Here is a 19,332-nt window from a genome sequence, read left to right on the forward strand (position 1 = left end):
CCCGGGGCTCAGTCCCGCCCGCGGACGATGCCGCGCAGGATCTGCAGCCGCTCGGCGATCTGGCGCTCGCGGCCGCGGTCGGCGGGCCGGTAGTAGTCGGTGCCGACGAGCTCGTCGGGCGGGTACTGCTGGGTCGCCACCCCGGTGGGCTCGTCGTGGGTGTAGACGTAGCCGCGGCCGTGGCCGAGCTGGCCGGCCCCCGGGTAGTGGGCGTCGCGCAGGTGCGGGGGCACCGGCCCGGCCCGGCCGGCGCGGACGTCGGCGATCGCGGCGTCGATCGCGGTGTAGGCGGCGTTGGACTTCGGGGCGGTGGCGAGGTGGGCGACCGCCTGGGCCAGCGGGATCCGGCCCTCGGGCATGCCGATGAGCTGGACCGCCTGGGCGGCGGCGACGGCGGCCTGCAGGGCGGTGGGGTCGGCGGTGCCGATGTCCTCGGCGGCGGAGATGATCAGCCGCCGGGCGATGAACCGGGGGTCCTCCCCCGCCTCGATCATCCGCGCGAGGTAGTGCATCGCGGCGTCGACGTCGGAGCCGCGGATGGACTTGATGAACGCGCTGACCACGTCGTAGTGCTGGTCGCCGTTGCGGTCGTAGCGCACCGCGGCCCGGTCGAGGGCCTCCTCGGCGTGCTCGCGGGTGATCAGCGGCGGCGCACCGGGCCCCTCGTCCGGCGCGGGGGCCTGCGCGGGCTCCTGCGCGGTGCCGTGCTCGGTGCCGTGCTCGGACAGGGCGACCCCCGCGGCGGCCTCGAGCGAGGTCAGGGCCTTGCGGGCGTCCCCGCCGCACAGGTCCAGCAGGTGCTCGCGGGCCTCCGGGGACAGCCGCACGGCCCCGGCCAGGCCGCGGGGGTCGGCGACGGCGCGGTCGAGCAGCCCGGCGATGTCGGCCCGCTCCAGCGGCTGCAGGCTCAGCAGCAGGGAGCGCGAGAGCAGCGGGGAGACCACGGAGAAGGACGGGTTCTCGGTGGTGGCCGCGACGAGCACGACCCACCGGTTCTCCACGCCGGGCAGCAGGGCGTCCTGCTGGGCCTTGGTGAAGCGGTGGATCTCGTCGAGGAACAGCACGGTGGTGCGCCCGTGCAGGTCGCGGTCGGTGAGGGCCTCGTCCATCACCTTCCGCACGTCCTTGACCCCGGCGGTGATCGCCGAGAGCTCCACGAACGTCCGGGAGACCCCGCGGGCGATCACGTGGGCGAGCGTGGTCTTGCCCGTGCCCGGGGGCCCCCACAGGATGATCGACGACGGCCCGGCCGGGCCCCGGTCCTCCCCCGCCAGCACGCGCAGCGGCGAGCCGGGCCGGAGCAGGTGCTGCTGGCCCACGACCTCGTCGAGGGTGCGCGGGCGCATGCGCACCGCCAGCGGCGCGCGCGCGCGCCGGGACCGCCCGGGCGCGGGCCGGTCCGCGGCGGGGTCGCCGCCGGGGTCGTCGAGGTCGTCGAAGAGGGAGCCGCTCACCCGTCCAGGCTAGCCCCCGCCCGGGCTCCACCCGCCGCGGGCCGGGCGCTCAGCGGGAGGAGGCGGTGCCGCGGCGCCGCCGGGCCGCCAGCGCGCGGTCGGCGAGCACCCCCAGCACCGTGGCCAGCAGCGAGACGGCCACCGCCGCGGCCGCGGCCGCCACGAGCCCGCTCACGCCCAGCCAGGGGGTCAGGGCCGAGACCGCCCAGATCAGCACGGCGTTGACCGTCAGGGTGAGCAGGCCCAGCAGGACCGTGGAGCGGGGCCGGGGCAGGCGGTCGGTGAGCAGCGGGGCGAGGGCGTTGGCGAGGCCGATGAGCAGGGCGACCAGCAGGTGCGCGAGGGCACCGCCGCGCAGCTCGACGCCGGGCAGCAGCCAGGCGGTCAGCTCCACGGCCACCGTCAGCACGAGCCACCGCACGAGCAGGGACACGATCATGGGGCTCTCCTCCGCCGGTCGGCCTCGGGCACCGCGCCGGGTGCTCTCTCCAGGCTACGCCGGGCCCGTCCGTCCCGCACCGCCCCCGGGGGGCGGGGAGGACCGGCGCGGGCGGGCCAGCTCGGCGCTGTCCAGCAGCACGGTGACGGGCCCGTCGTTGACGAGCTCGACCTGCATGTGCGCGCCGAAGCGGCCGGTCTCCACCCGGGCGCCGAGCTCCCGCAGCGCGGCCGTGTAGGCCTCGAACAGCGGCTCCGAGACGGGTCCCGGCGCCGCCGCCGACCACGAGGGGCGCCGCCCCTTCCGGGCGTCGCCGTAGAGGGTGAACTGGCTGACGGCGAGCACGGGGGCGCCGGTCTCGGCGCACGAGCGCTCCCCCTCGAGCAGCCGCAGGTTCCAGGTGCGCTCGGCCAGCTTCGCGGCGACGGCGGCGTCGTCGCCGTGGGTCACGCCCACGAGGGCCACCAGGCCCGGCTCCGCGAGGGCGCCCACGACCTCGCCCCCGACGCTGACGGCGGCACGGGTCACTCGCTGCAGGACGATGCGCATGCCCCCCAGTCCACCACACGCCCGCCGCGGCCGCGCGCCGCACCGGTCCGCTCAGCCGAGCAGCGACCAGCCGGGGGGCAGGCAGCGGCGGCCGGTGAGGGCCTGCAGCAGCTCCGGGACCCGGCCGCGCTCGGCGGCGATCTCGGCGAGGGTCAGGGCGGTGTCGGCGAGCACGTGGTCGGGCGGGGTGCGGTCGAGCCCGCAGGCGGCGGCGACGTCGAGCCCGTGCACGGCCAGCTCGAAGGTGCGCGTGGGCATGTAGGTGCGCAGCCGGGCCCCGCCGAAGGGCGTGCGGATCAGCGGGTCCTGCTCGAGGGGCACGCGCGCCAGGGCCTCGCGGGCGGCCTCGAGGGCCGCCCGCACGGCCGCGGCCGGCTCGGGCCCGAGCTCCCGGCCGGCCGCCGTGCCGCGGGCGGCGACCTGCTGCGGGTCGGCCGAGGCCGCGAGCGCGTAGTAGTGCCCGGTGCCCGTGCACTCCTCGGCGGCGGCCGGGCGGTCCAGGTAGGCGGTGAGCGTGCTCAGCGCCCGGCCGGCGTGGCCGAACAGGGCGCGCAGGTCCCACGAGCCCAGGGCGGGGCGCTCCCACAGGGAGTCCTCGGCGGCCTCGTCGAGCTCCTCGACCTCGTCGGCGAGGCGGGCCAGGAACACCCCGGCCTCGAGGAAGGCGGCACGGGCGGCGGCGGGGTCACGGGTCACGGCGGGCTCCTCGCGGTGGGCACGGGAACGGGCCGGGACCCGCCCGTTCGGGGCGGGTCCCGGCCCGTGCGGTGACCGAGAGCCTACTGCGCGGCGGCCGGGGCCGGGGCCGTGTTGCCCTCGGTTGCGTCCCGGTCCGCGGGAGCCTTCTCCCCGCGCGCGGCGGGCTTCGCGTCCACGCCGGCCTCCTTGCGCTGCTGGGCCGTGATGGGTGCCGGGGCGGCGGTGAGCGGGTCGTAGCCGTTGCCGGTCTTGGGGAAGGCGATGACCTCGCGGATCGAGTCGGCCCCGGCGAGCAGGGCGACGACGCGGTCCCAGCCGAAGGCGATGCCGCCGTGCGGGGGCGCGCCGTACTGGAAGCCCTCGAGCAGGAACCCGAACTTCTCGTCGGCCTCGGCCTCGCCGATGCCCATGACCTCGAACACGCGCCGCTGGACGTCCTGGCGGTGGATGCGGAGGGAGCCGCCGCCGATCTCGTGGCCGTTGCACACGATGTCGTAGGCGTAGGCCAGGGCGGAGCCGGGGTCCCGGTCGAAGGTGTCGAGGAACTCGGGCTTCGGGGCGGTGAAGGCGTGGTGGACGGCGGTCCAGGCGCCGGCGCCCACGGCGACGTCCCCGGACTCGACGGCCTCGGCCGCCGGCTCGAACAGCGGGGCGTCGACGACCCACACGAACGCCCAGGCGTCCTCGTCGATCAGCCCGGTGCGGTGGCCGATCTCCACGCGGGCGGCGCCGAGCAGGGCCCGGGAGGACTTCCGCTCGCCGGCGGCGAAGAAGATGCAGTCCCCGGGGTTCGCGCCGGTGGCCGCGGCCAGGCCCTCGCGCTCGGCCTCGGTGATGTTCTTGGCCACCGGTCCGGTGAGGGTCCCGTCCTCGCCCACGAGCACGTAGGCCAGGCCCTTGGCGCCGCGCTGCTTGGCCCACTCCTGCCAGGCGTCGAGGGTGCGCCGCGGCTGGGAGGCCCCGCCGGGCATCACGACGGCGCCCACGTAGGGGGCCTTGAACACCCGGAAGGTCGTGTCCCGGAAGTAGTCGGTGAGCTCGGTCAGCTCGAGCCCGAAGCGCAGGTCCGGCTTGTCGGAGCCGTACTTGGCCATGGCCTCGGCGTAGGTGATCCGCCGGATCGGGGTGGGGATCTCCACGCCGATCAGCCGCCACAGGGCGGCGACGATGCGCTCGCCCAGGGCGATGACGTCGTCCTGCTCCACGAAGGAGGCCTCGATGTCGAGCTGGGTGAACTCGGGCTGGCGGTCGGCGCGGAAGTCCTCGTCCCGGTAGCAGCGGGCGATCTGGAAGTAGCGCTCCACGCCGCCGACCTGCAGCAGCTGCTTGAACAGCTGCGGGGACTGGGGCAGCGCGTACCACGAGCCCGGGGCCAGGCGGGCCGGGACGAGGAAGTCGCGGGCGCCCTCCGGGGTGGAGCGGGTCAGGGTCGGGGTCTCGACCTCGAGGAAGTCCTCGGCGTGCAGCAGCTCCCGCGCCACGCGGTTGGCCTCCGAGCGCAGACGCAGGGCCCGGGCGGGGCCGGGCCGGCGCAGGTCGAGGTAGCGGTGGCGCAGGCGGGCGTCCTCGCCGACCTCGACGTGCTCGTCGATCTGGAACGGCAGCGGTGCGGCGGTGTTGAGCACCGTCACGGTCTCCGCGATGACCTCGACCTCGCCGGTGGCCAGCGCCGGGTTCTCGTTGCCCTCGGGCCGGCGCTCCACGGAGCCGGTGACCTGCAGGACGTACTCGTTGCGCAGGTGGTGGAAGTCCGCCTCGTCGCGCACCACGATCTGCGCGACCCCGGAGGCGTCGCGCAGGTCGAGGAACGCGACGCCGCCGTGGTCGCGGCGGCGGCCGACCCAGCCGGCCAGCGTGACGGTCTCGCCGATGTGCTCGGCGCGCAGGTCGCCGAGGTTGTGTGTGCGCAGCACTGGAAAACCCTTCGTTGTGCAGGATCCGACGGGGCGGCGGAGAGAACCGCGCGTTTCCCCGGGGTTTGCCCGGTGCCCCTAGTCTCGTTCGGGAACGAGTCTACAGCCCGGCCCTTCCGGGCCGGCACGCCCCGGAAGGACCCCGCATGCCCGCCGCTCCCCCGCCCCCCGCGCTCGCCCGCCGCCTCGGCACCGTCGACGCCGCCCTGATCGGCGTGGGCTCGATGGTCGGCGCCGGGGTGTTCGTCGTCTTCGCCCCCGCCGCCGCGGCGGCCGGGCCGTGGCTGCCGGGCGCCCTGCTGCTGGCCGCGCTCGTGGCGTGGTGCAACGCGACCTCCACCGCCCAGCTCGCCGCCCGCTACCCCGCCTCCGGCGGGACCTACCTCTACGCCGGGCACCGGCTCGGCGCGTGGCCGGCGTTCGTGGCCGGCTGGGGATTCGTGACCGGCAAGACCGCCTCGGCGGCGGCCATGGCCCTGACCTTCGGCCTCTACGCGGCCGAGCTCACCGGGGCCGACGACGCCGGGGCGCGGCTGCTCGCCGTCGCCGCGATCGCCGGGCTGACCGCCGTGAACCTGGGCGGGGTGAGCCGCACCGCCCGGCTCACGCGCCTGCTCGTGCTGCCCGTGCTCGCCGTGCTGCTGGCCCTCGCGGTGCTGCTGCTGACCGGTCAGCCCCCCGCCGCCGTCCGCCCGGGCGCGGGGGCGGCGGCTCCCCCGTGGGGCGTGCTGCCGGCGGCGGGCCTGCTCTTCTTCGCCTTCGCCGGCTACGCCCGCGTGGCCACCCTCGGGGAGGAGGTCCGCGACCCGGCGCGGACGATCCCCCGCGCGGTGCTCGGCGCGCTCGCGGCGACCCTGCTGCTCTACGGCCTGCTCGCCCTGGGGCTGCTGCGCTTCCTCGGCGCCGAGCGGCTCGCCGACTCCCCGGCCCCGCTGCTCGCCGCGGTGCGCGCCGCCGGCTGGCCGGAAGGGGCGGAGGCGGCCGGGGCCGCCGTGGTCACCGCCGCCGCGGCCCTCGCCACCCTGGGGGCGCTGCTGGCGCTGGTGGCGGGGATCTCCCGCACGGCCCTGGCCATGGCCCGGCAGCGGGACCTGCCCGCCGGCCTCGCCGCGGTCTCGCAGCGGCACCGGGTGCCCTGGGCGGCCGAGCTGGCGGTGGCCGCCGTCGTCGTCGTCCTCGTGCTCGTCGGGGACGTGCGCACGGTGATCGGCTTCTCCAGCTTCGGTGTGCTCGTCTACTATGCCCTGGCCAACCTCTCCGCGCTCACCCTGGCGGAGCGCCCCGGCTGGGCGCCGCGGGCGGTCAACGCGGTCGGCCTGGCGGGCTGCCTGCTGCTGGCGTTCACGCTGCCGTGGGCGTCGGTGCTCACGATGCTCGCCGTCTTCGCCGTGGGCCTGGCCGCCCGCGGGCTCGTGCTGGCCCGCCGCCGCACCCGCGCGCGCGCCGACGACCGCTGACCACCACCGCTGCACCCGCACCCACAGCGCCGAGCCCCCTCACAGTCGTCGTTTCCCCATGTGCGCGCATGGGGAAACGACGACCGTGAGGGGACTCGGCGGAACGAGCGGCGGCACGGTGGGGACTCGGCGACGCCTGCGCACGGCCGGCAACGCCCCGGCGGCGGCCGCCCCGTCCCGACGGCCCGGCGCCGGGCCGTCCCGCTCCCCGGGTCAGGCCCCGGCGGTCACCGCGCGCACGACCGGGCGCAGGTCCTCGGCCGGCGGGGTCCAGGAGGCGGGGTCGGCGCCGACCTGCTCGCCCGAGCGGATGTCCTTGACCTCGTGCACCGGCACCCCGTCCTCGCCGCGGGCCGTGAACCACACGAAGGGGATGCCGCGGCGCTCGGCGTAGCGGATCTGCTTGCCGAACTTGGCGGCGTTCGCCGAGACCTCGCAGGCGATGCCGCGCCCGCGCAGCTGCGCGGCGACGTCCTGGGCCTCGGACCACGAGTCCTCGTCGGCGAGGGAGACCAGCACGGCCGTGGGCACCTTCCGGGAGGGGGCCGCCATGCCCTGGGACAGGATCCGGGAGACGAGACGGGTCACGCCGATCGACAGGCCCACCCCGGGGTAGGTCTTCTTCCCGGTCGAGGCGAGGGACTCGTAGCGGCCGCCGGAGCAGATCGAGCCGAGCTGCTCGTGGCCCACGAGCACCGTCTCGTAGACGGTGCCGGTGTAGTAGTCGAGACCCCGGGCGATCGACAGGTCGGCGACCACCGTGCCGGGGGCGCGGCGGGCCGCCTCGCCCACGACCTCGGCGAGCTCGGCCAGGCCCTCCTCGAGCAGCCGGGTGTTCACCCCGAGGGCGCGCACCTGCTCGACGAACGAGGTGTCCTCGGTGCGGATCGAGGCCAGCTGGAGGGCGGCCCGCGCCTGCTCGGGGCTCGCGCCGAGCTCCTCCTGCAGCGCCGCCGCGACGCGCTCGGGCCCGATCTTCTCGAGCTTGTCGATGCTGCGCAGCACCCCGGCGGTGTCGTGCAGGCCGATGCCCTGGTAGAAGCCCTCGGCGAGCTTGCGGTTGTTGACCCGCAGCACGAACGGCGGGACGGGCAGGCGGGAGAGGGCGTCGATCATCACCAGCGCCAGCTCGACGTCGTAGCGGAACGGCAGCGTGCCGTCGCCGACGATGTCGACGTCGGCCTGGGTGAACTCCCGGGCCCGGCCCTCCTGCGGGCGCTCCCCGCGCCAGACCTTCTGGATCTGGTAGCGGCGGAAGGGGAAGGCCAGGTGCCCGCCGTTCTCCACCACGTAGCGGGCGAAGGGCACGGTCAGGTCGAAGTGCAGGGCCAGGCGGGCGTCGTCCTTCTCGGGGGCGCCCTCGTCCTCCTGGAGGCGGGAGACGACGTAGACCTCCTTGTCGATCTCCCCCTTGCGCAGCAGCTGGCCCACGGTCTCCACGGCGCGGGTCTCGATCGAGGAGAAGCCGTGCAGCTCGAAGGTCTCGCGCAGCACGTCGAGCACGTGCAGCTCGACCAGACGCTCCTCCGGAAGCCATTCGGGAAAGCCGGACAGGGAGGTCTTGCGGGCCATGGGCAGCTGCTCCTGGGGTGCGACGGGGTGCGGGGGCTGGGCGGACGGCGCGGCGGGCTGCGCCGGGGCGCGGGTCCGTGCTCATCCTAGAGAGGCCTGCCCGCCGCCCCCAAAGCGGGCCGGAGCGCCCCGGCGGCGGGGCGGGGGGCGCCGGGGCCTCGTCGGTACTATGGGCCACGACGACTGTCCGAAGCCGGGCGACGGTGCCGGACCCGCTCCGGGCCCCGCCGACCGGCGCGAGCGAAAGAGTTCCAGCGGTGACCGAACGTCTCGAGTCCGACGACCAGCCCACGCCCCGCCCCACCCCCGCCCCGGGACCGCGCCCCGCGCCCGGCCCCTCGGCGGTCCGGCCCGCGCCCGGCCCGAAGCCGGCCCCCGCGGCCCGTCCGGCGGCGGCAGGGCCCGCGGCGGCAGCGGGAGCGGCGCCCGGACCGGCCGCCGCTGCGTCGTCGGCCCCCGCCCCGGCGCTGGCCTCCCCCGAGACCCTGGAGCGGGCCCGCCCCTTCGGGCGGGTCACCGAGGACGGCCACGTGCACGTGCTCGTGGACGGCGAGGAGATCCTCTGCGGGCAGTACCCGGACGCGACCGAGGACGAGGCCCTGGGCTACTTCGCCCGCAAGTACGAGGACGTCGAGGCCCAGGTCGCGCTGCTCGAGCAGCGCGTGGCCGCGAAGGCACCCTCCGCGGACATGACGCGCACCGTCGACCACCTCGCCGAGCAGGTCGCCCAGCGGGCCATGGTCGGGGACCTGCGCGCGCTCGAGGCCCGGCTGGAGGCGCTGCGCCCGGCCATCCGCGAGCTGGAGGCCGCCGAGCGCGCCGCCCACGAGGCCGAGCGCGCCCAGAACGTCGCCGCGCGCGAGGCGATCGTGGCCGAGGCGGAGAGGATCGCCGCCCAGGACCCGCAGCGGATCCAGTGGAAGCAGGCCTCGGGCCGGATGGCGGAGCTGTTCGACCAGTGGAAGGCCCACCAGAAGTCGGGCGTGCGCCTGGGCAAGTCCGCCGAGGACGCCCTGTGGAAGCGGTTCCGCACCGCCCGCACGACCTTCGACAAGCACCGCCGGGCGTTCTTCTCGCAGCTGGACGCCGACAACGCCGAGGCGAAGAAGGCCAAGGAGGCCCTCATCGCCGAGGCCGAGGCGCTCTCGGGCTCCACCGACTGGGGTCCCACCGCCGCCGAGTACCGGCGCCTGATGGACCGGTGGAAGCAGGCGAAGCGGGCCTCCAAGAAGGACGACGACGCCCTGTGGGCGCGGTTCCGGGCCGCCCAGGACCGGTTCTTCGACGCGCGCAAGGCCGCCAACGCGCAGCTCGACGCGGAGTTCGAGGCCAACCTCGCGGTCAAGGAGCAGCTGCTCGCCGAGGCGAGGGCCCTCATGCCCGTCACCGACCTCAAGGCCGCGAAGCGGGCCCTCGGCGAGATCCTCGACCGGTGGGAGCAGGCGGGCAAGGTCCCCCGCGCCCACCTGCGCCGCGTCGAGGCCGAGCTGCGCGAGGTCGAGGACGCCGTGCGCCGGGTCGAGGATGAGAAGTGGCAGCGGACCAACCCGGAGACGAAGGCCCGCTCGAACTCGATGCTCAGCCAGCTCGAGGCCAAGATCGAGGACCAGGAGGCGTCCCTGGCCCGGGTGCGCGAGGCCGGGGACGCCCGGCGCGCCGCGAAGCTGGAGGAGGAGCTGGCGACCAGCCGGCAGTGGCTCGAGACCCTGCGCCGCTCCGCCGCCGACCTGCACTGAGCCCCGCCGGCAGGACCGGTCCCGGAGGGCCCCGTCCCCGCGCTGTCCACAGCCCGGGGACGGGGCCTTCCCCGTGCCCGGGGCCCGGCGGCAGGCTGGGCGCATGTCCGCGCTCCCGCACCCGCCGCCCGGCCCGCACCCGCCACCCGGCCCGCACCGGACCGGACCGGACCGGACCGCCCGTCCCCGCCCGGCCCTCCCGGGCGGGGACGGGCCCGGCCGGGACGCGCCCCGGCCGGAGCCCACCGGCCGCGGCGCGCCGGGCCCCGCCCCGCTCCCCCGGCCCGGGGACCTGTTCCTGCCGGGCCGTCCCTTCGACCGGGTCGAGCTGCGGGCGCTGGTGGCCGACGGCGTGCTCGTGCCCGTGGTGCTGGAGGCCCACGCGCTGCGCGGGCGGCCGGTGACCCGGGCCGTGAAGCTCGCCGCCCTCGAGGCGCAGCTGCCCCCGCACCTGCTGCGCCGCGGGGTGCTCGGGCGGCTCTCGGCGGCCTGGTTCTACGACTGCGCCGCCCCGCCGCCCGTGCTGCCCGTGCTGCTGGACAAGCTGCGGCGGACCACGATGAGCCCCGTGCCCGAGGGCCTGGCCCTGCACCAGGTGACGCTCGGCGGCTACGACGTCCACACCGCGGGCCCGGTGCAGGTGACCACCCCGCTGCGCACCGCCGTGGACCTGGCCCTGCACGTGCCCGGGCCGGAGGGCACGGCGGCCCTGGAACGGCTGCTGCACGCCCCGCACCTGCACTGCCCGCCGGCGCTCGTGGCCGCGGCCCTGCGCAGCTTCGGCCGGCTCCCGGGGCGGCGGGCGGCCCTGCTGCGGGTGCGCCGGGCGGCCCGGGCCGTCGGCCGCCCGCTCCCGTGAGCCGCAGGCCCCGCCGCGCACCGGGGACCGGCCGGTCAGCGGCCCGCCGGCTCCGAGATCGGGCGGTGCCCCGAGGTGCGGTAGACGTCGTAGACCCCGTCGATGCGCCGCACCTGGTTGAGCACGTGGTCGAGGTAGCGGGGGTCGCCCATCTCGAAGGCGAACCGGGAGATCGCCAGCCGCGACTTCGAGGTGTGCACGGAGGCGGAGAGGATGTTGACGTGGTTCTCCGACAGCACCCGCGTGACGTCGGAGAGCAGGGACTTGCGGTCGAGGGCCTCGACCTGGATCTCCACGAGGAAGACGCTGGACTGGGTGGGGGCCCACTCGACGTCCACGACGCGCTCCCGGGAGGTCAGCGCGAGCATGTTGGCGCAGTCCCGCCGGTGCACCGAGATCCCGGCCCCGCGGGTGACGAAGCCCATGATCTCGTCGGGCGGGACGGGGGTGCAGCACCGGGCGAGCTTGACGTAGACGTCGGAGGCGCCCTTGACGACCACCCCGGAGTCCGACACGCGCGGGCGCACCGGGTGGGTGGCGACCGTGGTCTCGGCGAAGTCCTCCTCGGCGCCGTCGGCCCCGCCGAGGTTGCCCACGATCTTCTCCACGACGTCCTGGGCGCTGACCTGGTCGGAGCCGATGGCCTCGTACAGGGCGCTGATGTCGGTGCGGTGGAAGTCCTGGGCGACCGCTAGCAGCGACTCGGAGGTCAGGGTCCGCTGCAGCGGCAGGTGGTGCTTGCGCAGGGCGCGGGTGAGCGCGTCCTTGCCCTTCTCGATCGCCTCCTCGCGCCGCTCCTTGGAGAACCACTGGCGGATCTTGTTGCGGGCCCGCGGGGAGCGGACGAACTTCAGCCAGTCCTGGGAGGGCCCGGCGTGCTCGGACTTGGAGGTCAGCACCTCGACCCAGTCCCCGTGCTGGAGCTCCGAGGACAGCGGCACGAGCTTGCCGTTGACGCGCGCGCCGATCGTCTTGTGCCCGACCTCGGTGTGCACGGCGTAGGCGAAGTCCACCGGGGTCGAGCCCGCGGGCAGGGCCATGACCTCGCCCTTGGGGGTGAAGACGTAGACCTCGGAGGTGTTGATCTGGTAGCGCAGGGAGTCGAGGAACTCGGAGGAGTCCTGGGTCTCCTCCTGCCACGAGACCAGGGAGCGCAGCCAGTCGAGGTCGCCCTCCCGGGCGCGGGGGGTCGCGGAGTTCGCCTGGTTGACCTGGTCCTTGTACTTCCAGTGGGCGGCCACGCCGTACTCGGCGCGCCGGTGCATCTCGTGGGTGCGGATCTGGATCTCCACGGGCCGCCCGTCGGGGTCGATCACCGTGGTGTGCAGGGACTGGTACATGTTGAACTTCGGCATGGCGATGTAGTCCTTGAACCGCCCCGGCAGGGGCCGCCACCGCGCGTGCAGGGCGCCCAGCGCCGCGTAGCACTCGCGCACCGTGTTCACCAGGACCCGCACGGCCTGCAGGTCGTGGATCTCGTCGAAGTCCTTCCCGCGCACGATCATCTTCTGGTAGATCGAGTAGTAGTGCTTGGGCCGGCCGGTGATGGTCGCCTCGATGCCGGCCTCGGAGAGGTCCTCGGCGATCCGCTCCCGGATGGCGGCCAGGGAGCGCTCGCGCTGGGGCTGGCGCTCCCCCACCATGCGCACGATCTCCTCGTAGACCTTGGGGTAGAGCGCCGCGAAGGCGAGGTCCTCGAGCTCCCACTTGATGGTGTTCATGCCCAGCCGGTGGGCCAGGGGCGCGAAGATCTCCAGGGTCTCCCGCGCCTTCTTCGCCGAGGACGCCGGGGGCACGAAGCGCCAGGTGCGGGCGTTGTGCAGCCGGTCGGCCAGCTTGATCACGAGCACCCGGATGTCCTTGGCCATGGCCACGATCATCTTGCGCACGGTCTCGGCCTGGGCGGCGTCCCCGTACTTGACCTTGTCCAGCTTGGTCACGCCGTCGACGAGCGCGGCCACCTCCTCGCCGAACTCCGCCCGCAGCTGCTCGAGGGTGTAGTCGGTGTCCTCGACGGTGTCGTGCAGCAGCGCGGCCACGAGGGTCGCCCCGGTCATGCCCAGCTCGGCGAGGATCGTGGTGACCGCGACCGGGTGGGTGATGTAGGGGTCCCCGCTCTTGCGCTTCTGGCCCTCGTGGCACTTCTCGGCGACCTTGAAGGCCCGCTCGAGGACCTCGAGGTCCTCCTCGGGGTGGGTCGCGCGCACGGTGTGCAGCAGCGGCTCGAGGATCGGCGAGTGGTCCATGGGCCGGCCCGCGAGGTAGGACAGGGAGGAGCGGGTGCGGTCGCTGCGGCCCGGGAACACGGAGCGGCCCAGGAGGGGCCGGGAGGCGGGCAGCACGTAGTGCGTCCCGGCCGTGTCCGACCGCCGGGGCGGTGGTGGAGGCGCGGTCCCCTGGCCTGCGGGGGCGCCGTCGTCGGTGCTGGCCATCCCCGTGGCTCCTTCCCGGTGATGCACGGGGGCGGCGGCCGTGCGGCCGCCGCCCCCGTGCCGAGCTGACGTGGTGCTGACGTGTGCTGGTGCGCGGCGGGTGCTGCGGTGCCCCCGCCCACGGTGGACCCAGTCTAGACCGCCGCGCTCCCCTCGGCGGCACGCCCGGGCGCGGGGGCCTCCTCGTCGAGCCCCGCGAGGGAGGCGTTGGCGGTCTCGGGCGGGGCCACCGCCCCGGCCTCCTGCGCGCGCACCGCGGGCTCCCGGGCGCGCAGCAGCGCGTAGAGCGGCCCGGCCACGAACAGGGTGGCCACGGTGCCGACGATGATGCCGACGAACAGGGACAGGGACAGGTCCTTGAGCGTGCCGGCGCCCAGGACGAGCCAGCCGATGAACAGGATCGAGCCCACGGGCAGGATCCCGACCACGGAGGTGTTGATCGAGCGCACCAGCGTCTGGTTGATCGCGAGGTTGACCTGGTCGGAGAAGCGGGTCGCGGCCCGGTCGGGCGGAGCCGTGCCGTCGAGCATGCCCTCGGTGTTCTCCCGGACCTTGTCGAAGACGACGACCGAGTCGTAGAGGGAGTAGCTGAGCACGGTGAGGAAGCCGATCACGGCCGAGGGGGTGACCTCGAAGCCCACGAGCGAGTACACCCCGGCGGTGATCGCGACGCTGGCGAGCATCCCGGCGATCGCCGAGACGGACATCTTCCAGGTGCGGAAGTACAGGGCCATGAGCACCGTGGCCAGGGCGACGAAGACGACGAGCCCGCGCAGGGCCTGGCTCGTCACGCCCGCGCCCCAGGTGGGTCCGACGAACGTGGAGGTGACCTCGTCGCCGGTCACGCCGTAGGCCTCGACGAGGGCGTCCTTCACGGCGAGGGTCTCGTCGTCGTCGAGCTGCTCGGTCTGCACGCGCACGGTGCCCGGGGCGATGGCGGTGACCCGGACCTCCTCGGCGTCGGAGGACTCGGCCACGGCCCGCTGGCCGGTGGCGACGTCGGCGTCCCCGACGGCGGAGACGGTGAACTCGGAGCCGCCGGTGAACTCGATGCCGAGGTTGAACCCGCCCTTGACGACGGGCACGAGCAGGGACAGCAGCACGAGCACGCCGGTGACGATCAGCCACAGGCGGGCCCGCGCGACGAAGGGGTAGGACTTCCGCCCGCTGTGCAGGGCGTTGCCGAAGTCGGCGAAGCGGGACATCAGGGGTTCTCCTCGGGGGTGCGGGGGGCGGACGACGACGGCGCGCCGACCGGGGTGCTGCCGCCGGGCCGGCGGTCCTCGGCCGGCGGGGCGCCCTCGTCCGCGTCCTGCCCGTCGGCCGGCGCGGCGGCCTGCTGGGCGGCGCGGCGGCGGCGCTCGGCGATGGTCAGCCCGTCGTGGCCGGTCCCCGGCTCGCGCAGCCGGCCGGCGCCGCGGTAGAGGGGCACGGCGTCCAGGGCCTCCGGGCTCAGCCCCGAGTGCTTCCCGCCGCGGCCGAAGTAGCCGGTGCGGGCCAGCAGGACCATGACCGGGTGGGTGAAGAGGAAGACGACGAGCAGGTCGGCGATCGCGGTCAGGCCCAGGGTGAAGGCGAAGCCGCGGACGTTGCCGACGGCCACGAAGTAGAGCACGAGCGCCGCCAGCAGGTTCACGGCCTTGGAGGCCAGCACGGTCTGGCGGGCCCGCTGCCAGCCGTGGTCGACGGCGGCGGGGATCGAGCGTCCGGAGCGGATCTCGTCGCGGATGCGCTCGAAGTAGACGATGAACGAGTCCGCGGTCTGGCCGATGGCCACGATCAGCCCGGCCACCCCGGCGAGGGAGAGCCGGTAGTTGGCCGACCAGCCCAGCAAGGTGATCGCCAGCCAGGTGAGCACGCCCGCGACCACGAGGGAGCTGATCGTGACCAGGCCCAGGAGCCGGTACTGGAACAGCGAGTAGACGCACACGAGCACGAGCCCGATGATCCCGGCGAGGATGCCCATCCGCAGCTGGTCGGAGCCGAGGGTCGCGGAGATCTGCTGCTCGGACTGGATCTCGAAGCTCACCGGCAGGGCGCCGTACTTGAGCTGCTCGGCGAGGAAGCGGGCCTGCTCCTCCGTGAAGCTGCCGGTGATCTGGGCCTGGCCGTCGGCGATCACGGCGTTCATGGACGGGGCGGAGACCACCTGGCCGTCGAGCAGGATCGCGAACTGGCTGCGCGGGTCCCCGGGGCTGGACTGGCCGATGCCGTAGAGGCGCTCGGACAGCGCCCGGAACCGGTCGGTGGCCTCGGGGCCGAACTGGAGGTTCACGGCGAACTGGTTCAGGGACACGCCCTGGGCGTTGGAGGCGGTGCCGTAGGAGGCGTCGGCGATGCCGGTGCCCTGGATCTCGACCGGGCCCAGCAGGTACTTGGTGCCGGTCCCGGGCTCGCAGGCCACGACCGGCGCGTCGGCCGGCTGCTGCTCGCGCTCCTCCGGCGGCAGCGGTGCGGTGCAGTCGGTGGCCTCGAAGCGCTGGTAGAGCTCGGGGGTGATCCAGTTCGGGTCGGAGGAGTCCGCGGGCTCGCCCTCGGGCTCGGGCAGCTCGTCCTCGGGGGTGCGCTGGTCCGCGGGCACGGCCTCGGCGGGGGCGGTGGTGAGCACGGGGCGGAAGGCCATCTCGGCCGAGGCCTGGATCAGCTCGCGCGTCTCGGCCGAGGGCGTGCCGGGCATGGAGACCACGATGTTGTCCCCGGACTGGGTGGCGATCTCGGCCTCGGCCACGCCGCTGCCGTCGACGCGCTGGCGGATGATCTCCACCGCCTGGTCGAGCTGCTCGGGGCTGATCTCCTGGCCGGTCTCCTCGCCCTGCAGGGTCGGGGACAGGATCATCTGCGTGCCGCCCTCGAGGTCGAGGGCGAGCTTGGGCCCCCAGCCGGTGCGGTCCGTGCCGGCGCCCCAGGCGAGCAGCCCGCCCAGCAGGGCCAGCAGCACGAGCAGCCCCAGCAGGGCCCGGCGCGCCCCGCCCACGGCGGCGCGGGGCCCGGAGAGGGTCCGGGTCCTCGGGCCGGGGGGCGGGGACGGGCGGGCGGGGTCGGGGTCGCCGGAGGGTCGGGGAGGGGTCTGTGCCATGGTGTTCCTTCTCGCGCGTCGGCCGTGGGGGCGGGCCTGCTCATGGGAACGGGCCGGCCAGTGGCCGGCCCGTGGTCCCGCGGGGGTCAGTCGGTGCGCTGCCCGGGCTCGCGCGGGGTCTCGCCGTCGGGGCCCGCGGCGGAGGAGCCGGCACGGTCCTCGGCCGCGGGGGTCCCGAGCGGGCCGGCGGGCAGCCCGCCGGCGGTCTCCGGGGCCGTGCCCTCGGCGGGGACCTCGCCCCCGGCGGGGGCCTCCTCCTCGACGACGGTGGTGAGGGCCTGGAGGTGGACGGTCACGGCCGTGCCGGGGGCGACCTCGAGGACGGCCTTGTTGGCGTCCCGGTCGATCTCGACGACGGTGCCGTAGAGCCCGAAGCTCGTCATGACCTCGGTGCCGGGGCCCATGGTCGCCTGCTTCTGCTTCATCTGCGCCATGGCCTTCTTCTGCCGGCGCATCGGCAGCCACAGCAGCAGCACGAAGGCCACGAGCATGAGGGGCAGCAGCCAGGAGCCACCGCCGCCCTGGGGCTGGGCCGCCTGGGCGGCGAGGGACTGGGCGATCAGGTGCGAGGTCACGGACGTCCGTTCGATCGGGAGCGGGTTTTCCGTCCCATGGTAGGGGATCCCCCTGGGCGGGGCCCGGGAGCTCAGTCCTCGAACAGGGTGGCGTCGTCCTCGTCGGGGCCGCCGAGGGCGGCGCGCAGCGCGGGGTCCCGGTAGGCGGCGTGCTCCGGGGCGGGCAGCCCGAGGTGCTCCCACGCGGCGGCCATGGCGATCCGCCCGCGCGGGGTGCGCCCGAGCAGCCCCTCGCGCACGAGGTAGGGCTCGGCGACGGTCTCGACGGTCTCGGTCTCCTCCCCCACCGCGATCGCGAGGGTGGAGAGCCCGACGGGCCCGCCGTTGAACTTCGTCACGAGCGCGGTCAGCACGGAGCGGTCCAGCCGGTCGAGGCCGCGGGCGTCGACCTCGTACATGTCCAGGGCGGTCGAGGCGGCGCGGGCGTCGATCCGCTCGACGCCGTGCACGAGCGCCCAGTCGCGGACCCGGCGCAGCAGCCGGTTGGCGATGCGGGGGGTGCCGCGGGAGCGGGAGGCCACCTCGGCGAAGCCCTCGGCGGTCATGGCGAGGTCCATCAGCCCGGCGGAGCGGCGCAGCACGAGCTCGAGCTCCTCGACGGAGTAGAACTCGAGGTGACCGGTGAAGCCGAAGCGGTCACGCAGCGGGCCCGGCAGCAGCCCCGCCCGGGTCGTGGCCCCCACGAGGGTGAACGGGGGCAGGTCCAGCGGGATGGAGGTCGCCCCGGCGCCCTTGCCCACGACGATGTCGACGCGGAAGTCCTCCATCGCCATGTAGAGCATCTCCTCGGCGGGCCGGGACATCCGGTGGATCTCGTCGAGGAACAGCACCTCGCCCTCGGTCAGGGAGGACAGGATCGCGGCGAGGTCCCCGGCGTGCTGGATGGCCGGGCCGGAGGAGATCCGCAGGGGCGCGCCCATCTCCTCGGCGATGATCATCGCGAGGGTGGTCTTGCCCAGGCCCGGGGGCCCGGACAGCAGCACGTGGTCGGCGGAGCGCCCGCGCAGGCGGGAGGCCTCCAGGACGAGGGAGAGCTGCTGGCGCACGCGCTTCTGGCCGACGAACTCGTCGAGGTTCGCCGGGCGCAGCGCCGACTCCAGCTGCTTCTCGTCGGGCTCGTCGGTCGCGGAGACCAGCCGGTCCCGGGCGTTCACGGCGGCGCCGTCCTCCCGTGCCACGCTCACACCCCCCGGTCGGCGGTGCGGGTGCCGGCCTTGGCGGCGCCGAGCCAGCCGAGCACGGTGCGCAGGATGAGGGGGACGTCGCCGGAGGCGGCGAGCTCCTCGCGGCCGTCGAGGGCGTCGGCGACCCCGCGGGCGGCGTCCTTCTCGCTCCAGCCCAGCCCCACGAGCGCCTCGAGCACCTGCGCGCGCCACGGCTCCACCGGGGCGGGGGCGGGCTCGGCGGGGCGCTCGGGGACCACGAGCTTGTCGGCGAGCTCGAGCACGATCCGCCGGGCCCCCTTGGGCCCGATGCCGGGGACCCGGGTGAAGGCCGTGGCGTCGCCCTCGGCGATGGCCCGGTGGACGTCGTCGGGGCCGAGCACCGCGAGCACGGCCAGGGCGGTGCGGGGGCCGACGCCGCTGACGCCGAGCATGGTCTCGAAGACCTCCCGCTCGGCGGGGGCCCGGAAGCCGAAGAGCAGCGGGGACTCGTCCTTGCGGGCGACCCAGGCGGTGTCCAGGCGCACCTGGCGCCCGACCCGCAGGCCCGCGAGCGTCTCGGCGGTGGCGTGGACCTGGACGCCGAAGCCGCCCACGGAGACGACGGCGGTGGTGAGGCCGACGTGCTCGACCTCTCCCGTGATGGACGCGATCACCGCGCGGCTCCTTCCCGTGGTCCCCCGCCGGCGCGCCCGGCCGGGCGCGGACGATTCGAACGGATCTACGAATGCGGGTCGACGGCCACTGTAGCAGGGCGGGCCGACGCCCCGCACCGGCCCGGCCGGGGGGCTCAGCCGGCCCGGCCGCGCCGGGCCCGGGCCTCCGCCTCCGCCCACGCCCGCTGGGCGGGGGTCATGGCGGAGCGGCGGGCGGCCACGGGCCGGGCGCCCTGGTGGGTCTCGGTGCCGGCGGTGGCGTCGAGGCCGGTGCCGCCCCCGCGCCAGCCGTGGCAGATGGCGATGGCCAGGGCGTCGGCGGCGTCGGCCGGGCGCGGGGCCTCGGCCAGGCGCAGGATCCGCACGACCATGCGCGCGACCGAGGCCTTGTCGGCCCGGCCGTCGCCCGTCACGGCGGCCTTGACCTCCGAGGGGGTGTGCCAGGCGACGGGCACCCCGTGGCGGGCGGCCGCGGCGATCACGGCCCCGGAGGCGTGGGCGGTGCCGATCACGGTGTGCACGCTGGCCTGGGCGAAGACCCGCTCGAGGGCCAGGGCGTCGGGGCGGTGCCGCAGGATCCACTCGTCGGTGGCCTCCCAGATCCGCAGGATGCGCCGGTCGAGGGGCTCGGCGGCCTGGGTCCCGGCGACGCCGACCTCCACGAGCGTGGCGGTGCGGTCCCCGCGCACCTGCACGAGGCCGAACCCGCACCGGGTCAGCCCGGGGTCGACCCCGAGGATGCGCTGGCCCTG

The 19,332-nt window shown here is 75.6% G+C and carries 16 protein-coding genes; 3 read left to right on the forward strand and 13 right to left on the reverse strand.

The annotated features are described in order from the left end of the window. Positions 1–8: 8 nt before the first annotated feature. The 5 genes from AS188_RS11255 to aspS form a co-directional block, all read right to left on the reverse strand. Positions 9–1,454, reverse strand: coding sequence for a replication-associated recombination protein A (locus tag AS188_RS11255; protein WP_058858932.1), 1,446 nt, complete (start codon positions 1,452–1,454; stop codon positions 9–11). A gap of 49 nt (positions 1,455–1,503) precedes the next feature. Continuing rightward, positions 1,504–1,893, reverse strand: a complete 390-nt coding sequence (locus AS188_RS11260) for a phage holin family protein (protein WP_058858933.1) — start codon at positions 1,891–1,893, stop codon at positions 1,504–1,506. Between the two features lie 54 nt (positions 1,894–1,947). Then, positions 1,948–2,442: a D-aminoacyl-tRNA deacylase gene (gene dtd, locus AS188_RS11265; protein ID WP_058858934.1), complete on the reverse strand. Its 495-nt coding sequence runs from the start codon at positions 2,440–2,442 to the stop codon at positions 1,948–1,950. A 51-nt stretch (positions 2,443–2,493) separates the two neighbouring features. Beyond that, positions 2,494–3,138, reverse strand: coding sequence for a maleylpyruvate isomerase N-terminal domain-containing protein (locus AS188_RS11270; protein WP_058858935.1), 645 nt, complete (start codon positions 3,136–3,138; stop codon positions 2,494–2,496). An 83-nt stretch (positions 3,139–3,221) separates the two neighbouring features. Further along, on the reverse strand, positions 3,222–5,054 hold the full coding sequence (gene aspS, locus AS188_RS11275; RefSeq protein ID WP_058858936.1) for an aspartate--tRNA ligase: 1,833 nt from the start codon (positions 5,052–5,054) through the stop codon (positions 3,222–3,224). A 146-nt stretch (positions 5,055–5,200) separates the two neighbouring features. Between aspS and AS188_RS11280 the strand changes: the two genes are divergently transcribed. Beyond that, on the forward strand, positions 5,201–6,511 hold the full coding sequence (locus AS188_RS11280; RefSeq protein WP_058858937.1) for an APC family permease: 1,311 nt from the start codon (positions 5,201–5,203) through the stop codon (positions 6,509–6,511). Between the two features lie 213 nt (positions 6,512–6,724). Here the strand turns inward: AS188_RS11280 and hisS are convergent, their stop codons facing one another. Further along, on the reverse strand, positions 6,725–8,083 hold the full coding sequence (hisS, locus tag AS188_RS11285) for a histidine--tRNA ligase (RefSeq protein WP_058858938.1): 1,359 nt from the start codon (positions 8,081–8,083) through the stop codon (positions 6,725–6,727). 257 nt (positions 8,084–8,340) lie between these two features. Between hisS and AS188_RS11290 the strand changes: the two genes are divergently transcribed. Continuing rightward, positions 8,341–9,819: a DUF349 domain-containing protein gene (locus tag AS188_RS11290; protein WP_058858939.1), complete on the forward strand. Its 1,479-nt coding sequence runs from the start codon at positions 8,341–8,343 to the stop codon at positions 9,817–9,819. 103 nt (positions 9,820–9,922) lie between these two features. Beyond that, the gene (locus AS188_RS11295) at positions 9,923–10,678 is read left to right on the forward strand and encodes a type IV toxin-antitoxin system AbiEi family antitoxin (protein WP_058858940.1); all 756 of its coding nucleotides are present in this window, start codon (positions 9,923–9,925) and stop codon (positions 10,676–10,678) included. 35 nt (positions 10,679–10,713) lie between these two features. Here the strand turns inward: AS188_RS11295 and AS188_RS11300 are convergent, their stop codons facing one another. From AS188_RS11300 to AS188_RS11330, 7 genes are all read right to left on the reverse strand, one after another. Next, a complete protein-coding gene (locus AS188_RS11300; protein WP_058858941.1) occupies positions 10,714–13,110 on the reverse strand; it encodes a RelA/SpoT family protein in 2,397 nt (798 codons plus the stop codon). A gap of 134 nt (positions 13,111–13,244) precedes the next feature. Further along, positions 13,245–14,315: a protein translocase subunit SecF gene (gene secF / locus AS188_RS11305; protein WP_058858942.1), complete on the reverse strand. Its 1,071-nt coding sequence runs from the start codon at positions 14,313–14,315 to the stop codon at positions 13,245–13,247. Further along, positions 14,315–16,186, reverse strand: coding sequence for a protein translocase subunit SecD (gene secD / locus AS188_RS11310; RefSeq protein WP_058858943.1), 1,872 nt, complete (start codon positions 16,184–16,186; stop codon positions 14,315–14,317). Before secD ends, secF begins: the two co-directional genes overlap by 1 nt. Positions 16,187–16,272: 86 nt before the next feature. Further along, positions 16,273–16,761 (reverse strand): preprotein translocase subunit YajC, encoded by a 489-nt coding sequence (locus AS188_RS11315; RefSeq protein ID WP_058858944.1) that lies wholly within the window; start codon positions 16,759–16,761, stop codon positions 16,273–16,275. 71 nt (positions 16,762–16,832) lie between these two features. Then, a complete protein-coding gene (ruvB, locus tag AS188_RS11320) occupies positions 16,833–17,915 on the reverse strand; it encodes a Holliday junction branch migration DNA helicase RuvB (protein WP_112255261.1) in 1,083 nt (360 codons plus the stop codon). A 26-nt stretch (positions 17,916–17,941) separates the two neighbouring features. After that, positions 17,942–18,580, reverse strand: a complete 639-nt coding sequence (ruvA, locus tag AS188_RS11325; protein WP_058858946.1) for a Holliday junction branch migration protein RuvA — start codon at positions 18,578–18,580, stop codon at positions 17,942–17,944. Between the two features lie 134 nt (positions 18,581–18,714). Next, complete coding sequence (locus AS188_RS11330; protein ID WP_335339140.1) at positions 18,715–19,269, reverse strand: crossover junction endodeoxyribonuclease RuvC; 555 nt, start codon at positions 19,267–19,269, stop codon at positions 18,715–18,717. Positions 19,270–19,332: the final 63 nt, after the last annotated feature.

Origin of the sequence: Kocuria flava (genome assembly GCF_001482365.1) — a bacterium.
Taxonomy (GTDB): Bacteria; Actinomycetota; Actinomycetes; order Actinomycetales; family Micrococcaceae; genus Kocuria; species Kocuria flava.

Coding starts and splice junctions, on each gene's coding strand:
- secF (WP_058858942.1), bottom strand. CDS start 14,315: ATGTCCCGCTTCGCCGACTTCGGCAACGCCCTGCACAGCGGGCGGAAG.
- hisS (WP_058858938.1), bottom strand. CDS start 8,083: ATGGCCCGCAAGACCTCCCTGTCCGGCTTTCCCGAATGGCTTCCGGAG.
- AS188_RS11300 (WP_058858941.1), bottom strand. CDS start 13,110: ATGGCCAGCACCGACGACGGCGCCCCCGCAGGCCAGGGGACCGCGCCT.
- AS188_RS11260 (WP_058858933.1), bottom strand. CDS start 1,893: ATGATCGTGTCCCTGCTCGTGCGGTGGCTCGTGCTGACGGTGGCCGTG.
- secD (WP_058858943.1), bottom strand. CDS start 16,186: ATGGCACAGACCCCTCCCCGACCCTCCGGCGACCCCGACCCCGCCCGC.
- dtd (WP_058858934.1), bottom strand. CDS start 2,442: ATGCGCATCGTCCTGCAGCGAGTGACCCGTGCCGCCGTCAGCGTCGGG.
- AS188_RS11280 (WP_058858937.1), top strand. CDS start 5,201: ATGCCCGCCGCTCCCCCGCCCCCCGCGCTCGCCCGCCGCCTCGGCACC.
- AS188_RS11295 (WP_058858940.1), top strand. CDS start 9,923: ATGTCCGCGCTCCCGCACCCGCCGCCCGGCCCGCACCCGCCACCCGGC.